The organism is Microcoleus sp. AT3-D2, from assembly GCF_036705715.1.
Taxonomy (GTDB): Bacteria; Cyanobacteriota; Cyanobacteriia; order Cyanobacteriales; family Microcoleaceae; genus Microcoleus.
Genome location: NZ_JAUBVE010000139.1, coordinates 1 through 5,910 on the forward strand (window position 1 = coordinate 1; position 5,910 = coordinate 5,910).

The 5,910-nt window shown below is 47.6% G+C and carries 3 protein-coding genes; all 3 read left to right on the forward strand.

The features are described from left to right. The first annotated feature begins 1,077 nt into the window (after positions 1–1,077). Entirely contained in the window at positions 1,078–3,084 is a 2,007-nt protein-coding gene (locus QUB44_RS29935) for a GspE/PulE family protein (protein ID WP_333373355.1), read from the forward strand. Positions 3,085–3,176: 92 nt separating this feature from the next. Next, positions 3,177–4,274, forward strand: a complete 1,098-nt coding sequence (locus QUB44_RS29940; RefSeq protein WP_333373359.1) for a type IV pilus twitching motility protein PilT — start codon at positions 3,177–3,179, stop codon at positions 4,272–4,274. 94 nt (positions 4,275–4,368) lie between these two features. Beyond that, entirely contained in the window at positions 4,369–5,496 is a 1,128-nt protein-coding gene (locus QUB44_RS29945) for a type II secretion system F family protein (RefSeq protein WP_333373362.1), read from the forward strand. The last annotated feature ends 414 nt before the right edge of the window (positions 5,497–5,910 follow it).

The window sequence follows — 5,910 nt, forward strand, 5'->3', positions numbered from 1 at the left end:
GATTAAGTTGATAATGCGGCAAGGGTATGGTTTTTCTAATTTTAATAATTTTAGGAATCGCGTATTAGCTTGCTTTTCGGATTAGAAAAACTTATAACCATAAGTTCAGGAGAGCCAACCATAGTGACTTAAAGTTATCATCGGTCAGGCTGTTTTAGTCGCAAGCTGAGGCTGGCATTTTTTATCATTTGCTGAGTTTTCCAAGTGGCGAGAAAAAGGAATTTGTATTGAGTGACTAAGTAGTTAGCTGTGTGCTTGTGTAGCTCCGATAGTAGGTTGTTAATCTTGATGCGAATTGGGGCTGTGGTTTTTCTGATTGAATAACGCCGAAGTCGCTTGAAGTCGCGAATTTTTGCCAGCCAAATGAGAGAGATTGGTTGGTCTCGCTGAGATGCTCATCTGTAAATACGATTGATATCTAATTTGCCTCTTCCCAAGATTTCTGAACCGTCAAGCTTACGTCACAAAGGTTCAGACACTAGGGTAGAATCAAAGTAATATTTACTGATCCAAAACTAGAGTTGCTCAAAATTTGGTCTGGGGGCTCATGCAGCCGACGATCGGGCAGTGACCGATCGCAGATAATTAATCAAAATATATTTCAAAAGGGCGATCAAGGTTTTCGTAAAAGCTATCATCACAGAACATAGCTCATCTTTAATTTAGTACAGCTAACCGCGCCACCACGGGCGCTGTAATTTGAGCAAACAATTTGGGAAAATAGAATTAGCCTGGGAGGGGGACACACCCCGCCCCGCTTTTCTCTCCCGGTACGGGGAACCCCCAAGTGATATGCCCTGACGCTATAACGAGAGTATCCCGCAAGTTAATCAGGTAAGTAAGCAACTTAGCACTCAACGAACAAGATTTGATTGCAAGCACAGGCAAATCCTTCCAAGGTCTCGTCAATTGGTGGACGAAGCTTAGAGGGGACTGCGAGCTTACACTTGAGAGATAGGGATTGAGCAAGAAAATGATAGCTGATCCATAAGCAAAGAATACGGGGGTTAAAACCCCGCGTTGGTTTTCCTCTCAGCACTCTTTGTGACTGAGTTTCCCACCTATTGAGTGTTTTTTATGACTAGCACATCCGCGCCTCGATCCACATCGATAGTTGCTCTAAGCGCTTTTACTCCGGCTCTCACCAAGATGATTCTGTCGGGTTACGTCAACGGCGAGCAAGTGAAGCAAGCTCAAATTGAAAGCCAGAAGTCGGGCAAGCGTTTAACGGAGGTATTAGAAGCACTTACCGGGCAGCCATTACCCCCAGAATTGCTGCGACTTTACAAGAAGCAGCAGATGTTTGAACGAAAGATAGTCTACGGGGTTGAAGCATTTGACCCGGAGATGAGCGAAATGTCTAACGAGCAACTCGGAATTATGCTCGACGCGTTGAAAATTTCGATCGACATTTGTCACCAAGGTCGGTTTTTACCCGTAGCGAAGACTGAAACTGAGCCTGCGGCGGTTTTAGTAGCAATGGTAGATCCCGACAACCTCAACGCCATAGAAGATTTGCGGCGGATTTTACAGCCTCACGGCTTGGCTTTGCAGCGGCGAGTGATTACGCCAGACGACTATCAGGACATAACTTCTGCCTATCAAGACGACCAAGTTAAGAGGGAAGCTAAAAAAGCTGAAATCGAAAAGCAGAGAAAGATGGATTTAGGGGAGGGAGATTTTGGCGAGCTCTCTCTAGAAGAGGAGAGTAGCGACCAAGAAGACCTCGCTAACACCTTGGACGATGCTGAGGCAGCTCCCGTAATTAAGGCCGTCAATATCATTTTGGCTAAAGCTTTGTCGGAAAAGGTGTCTGACATCCACGTAGAACCTCAAGAAGAGTTCATGCGGATTCGGATGCGGAAAGACGGGGTACTGCAAGAGTATTTCCGGTTTCCCAAGCAGGTAGTCGCATCGATTACCGCTCGTTTCAAGATTATTGCCAACCTGGATATTGCCGAACGCCGACAAGCTCAAGACGGGCGCATCCGCCGGGTGTTTGAGGGACGCACGGTGGATTTCCGGGTGAACAGCTTGCCTTCCCGGTACGGCGAAAAAATCGTGCTGCGGATTTTGGACAGTTCCAGCACTCAGTTGGGTTTGGGTTTGTTAATCTCCGACCAAGAAACTCTGGCTTTAGTGCGAGAGAGTGCTAGCCGTCCGTTCGGACTGATTTTGGTGACGGGGCCGACGGGTTCGGGCAAGTCAACTACTCTGTACTCGATTCTGGCGGAACGGAACGATCCGGGGGTTAATATCAGTACGGCGGAAGACCCGATCGAATATGCTTTGCCAGGAATTACCCAATGTCAAGTAATTCGGGAAAAAGACTTGACTTTTTCCAACATTCTGCGGGCATTTTTGCGGCAAGACCCTGACGTGATGCTGGTGGGGGAAACGCGGGACAGGGAAACAGCCAAAACTGCTCTGGAAGCGGCTTTGACGGGACACTTGGTGCTGACGACGCTGCACACGAACGACGCGGCCGGAGCAGTCGCGCGTTTGGCAGAAATGGGCGTAGAACCGTTCATGGTTTCGGCCGCTCTGTTGGGCGTGTTGGCTCAGCGTCTGATGCGGCGCGTTTGCGACAAATGCTGCATTCCTTACCAGCCTACTGCTGCAGAACTCGGCAAGTACGGTCTGTCGGCTTCTCAAGAAATTGATCTGACTGTTTACAAAGCCAACACCATACCCGTGGAGCAAAGGAAGGAACTCGCAGAACGCGAGGAACTTTGTCGGAAGTGCGGCGGCTTAGGCTACAAAGGACGGGTAGGGGTTTACGAATTCCTGAAAAATACTGAGCGGCTTCAAACTCTGATCACTCAAGGAGCTCCCACAGAGCAAATTAAGGAAGCAGCAGTAGAAGAAGGGATGAAAACGTTGTTGGCTTACAGCTTGCAATTGGTGCGGGAAGGCGCGACTACTTTTGAAGAAGTCGAGCGGGTGACGTTTACAGACTCGGGCCTGGAGGCGGAAATGAAAGCCAAACGCAAGCAGGGACTTACCTGCAAAACTTGTCAGGCGGAATTGAAGCCGGAGATGCTGGATTGTCCGTACTGCTTGACGCCACGCTTTGTGGATTGATTCAGCAGCAGTTAACTGTTGACTATTAACTGTTGACTGTTAACTGAGCTAGATTGGTCAATAACTATCAATTCGATCGAGGAGAGGTATCTATGGGTCTGATGATTGAAGACGTACTGGAGTCCCTGGTAGAGCAAGGGGGTTCGGACATACACATCCAAGCGGGCGCGCCTATATTCTTCCGAGTCAGCGGTAAACTAACTCCTCAGACGCAATACGGCGACATTCTGTCTGCTGAGGAAGTGCAGATCCTAATTTTCCAAATGCTCAACAATATGCAGCGCAAGCAGTTGGAAATGGAGTGGGAACTCGACTGCGCTTACGGCGTTCGGGGATTGGCTCGGTTCCGCGTCAACGTGTACCGGGAGCGGGGTGCTTGGGCTGCTTGTATGCGGGCTCTGGCTTCTAAGATTCCTAATGTAGATGCTTTAGGCGTGCCGCAGATTTTGCGGGATCTGACGGAAAGACCCAGGGGTATGGTGTTGGTGACGGGACAAACGGGTTCCGGGAAAACTACTACGATGGCGGCGTTGTTGGATCTGGTCAACCGGACGCGGGCGGAACATATTCTAACAGTTGAAGATCCGATCGAATACGTGTTTCCTAATATCAAGAGTTTGTTTCACCAGCGCCAAAAGGGCGAAGATACTAAAAGCTTTGCTAATGCGCTCAGAGCAGCTTTGCGCGAAGATCCTGATGTGATTCTGGTGGGGGAAATGCGGGACTTGGAAACGATCGGTCTGGCAATTTCAGCAGCAGAAACGGGTCACCTAGTGATGGGAACGCTGCACACCAATTCTGCGGGTGCAACGATCGATCGGATTTTGGACGTGTTCCCGCCCATTCAACAACCCCAGGTTCGCGCCCAGGTGTCTAACTCTTTGGTGGGAATTTGCAGCCAAAATTTGGTAGTGAAAATTGGGGGCGGCCGCTGCTGCGCTATGGAAATCATGGTGAATACTCCAGCTATGGCTAACTTGATCCGGGAGGGCAAAACTCCAATGATTTACTCCCAAATCCAAATGGGGGCGAAATTGGGCATGAGGACGATGGAAATGGCCCTCGCTGAACTTTACAAGAGCGGTAAAGTCACTTGGGAAGCGGCAATGAGCAAGGCTTCTAAGGCTGACGAACTCGAACGCTTGATCGGCCCGGCACCTGTTGGTGGCGCCCCGGTAAAAGCTCATTAATTCCTTCAGCAGTCATTAGTCCGGAGTCTGCCAACTGCATTAATGACTGATGATTGGTGAGTCATAACTTTTAATAAATTTTCAGAGGTGAGCTGTGGCTACCAACGTTATCCGCGAAAAACCGAAAGGTGGCTTTGATTTCAGTAAGATTCAGGAGCAAATTGAGTATAGCCTTACCAGCCTTACTGTTAAGGATATGGCTATTTTTGCTCGTCAGTTTGCGGCTATGTTTAATGCAGGGGTGGCGATCGTTAGATGCCTTTCCGTGCTGCACGAGCAGTGTTCTAATGCTAAGTTGAAGCGAGCGCTCAGAAGCATGAACGCTGATGTGCAGGAGGGTATAAACTTGGCAGAGGCGATGGCTAAGTTTCCTGATGTGTTTGACCAACTGTTTATCAGTATGGTGGCGGCGGGAGAAGTCGGGGGGGTACTCGATGAAACCCTAGACCGTCTGGCGGTGATGATGGAAAAAAATCACAAGACGGAGGCTGAAATTAATTCTGCGATGTCTTATCCGAAGACTGTGCTCTTTATTGCGATCGTGATTTTTTTCGCAATGACTATATTCTTGCTACCAACTTTCGCTAAAATCTTTAAGGATATTGGTGCAGATTTGCCGACTTTTACGCTGATAATGTTGGGAATTAGTGCATTTTGTACGGCTTGGCCTCCGATCCAACAGATAACAGTTATTGGGGTGATTATAGCGCTCAAAATTGCCTTCGATATGTACTACAAAACTCCAATAGGTCACCTACAAATTGATAGAATTGCGCTGAAATTGCCGATTTTTGGAGATTTGATTGAAAAATCGGCGGTGGCTCGGTTTTGCGTGATATTTGGGTCGCTGACGCGATCGGGCGTGCCGATTCTCAATTCCTTGGAAATTGTGCGAGATGTGGCTGGGAATCAGGCGATATCTAATGCGATCGAATATGCCAGACAGGAAATTCAAGGCGGCGGCATGATCAGTATTGCTTTGCAAGAACAAGCTGTTTTTCCGTCTTTGGCAATTCAAATGATGGCAATTGGCGAGGAGACAGGGGAACTTGACAAGATGCTGATGAAAGTTGGCGCTTTCTACGAAACGGAAGTGGAAGAAGCAGTAAAAGGACTTACCAGTATGCTAGAACCTCTGATGATTGTTGTCGTCGGTGGTATCGTAGGTTCGATTTTGCTGTCGATGTATCTGCCGATGTTCTCCGTGTTTGAAAAGCTGTAAAAAAGAGCTAATTAGCTATTAGTTATTAGTTAGTAGCAATTAAGCTGTTCAGCATTTAAATTTTTTGCCTTAAAGCCAGGGTGCAAGGAGTCTAGGCTTCAAAAATCCCAATTTAAATGCGTATCAGCTTAACGCATAACCAATGACTATTTCAATCGTCCCCAGGCTCTGCCTGGGCAGACTTTTGGAGGAGGTCCAGCATCGATTAAAAGGAGAAAACAATTTGGAGGCAGAGCCTCCAAATCTTCGTTACCAGGGTCTTCCCATTGGTGACAAATTACGAAAATGCCACAAAAGTAAAGTAGGATAGGCAGACAGATTTAACTGCGGCCTAATCCCAGGGTAAACGCATCTAAATTAATTTGACAAACACCTAAATTTGTGCATTACTAAATAACTAAAAAAACTTTTAAA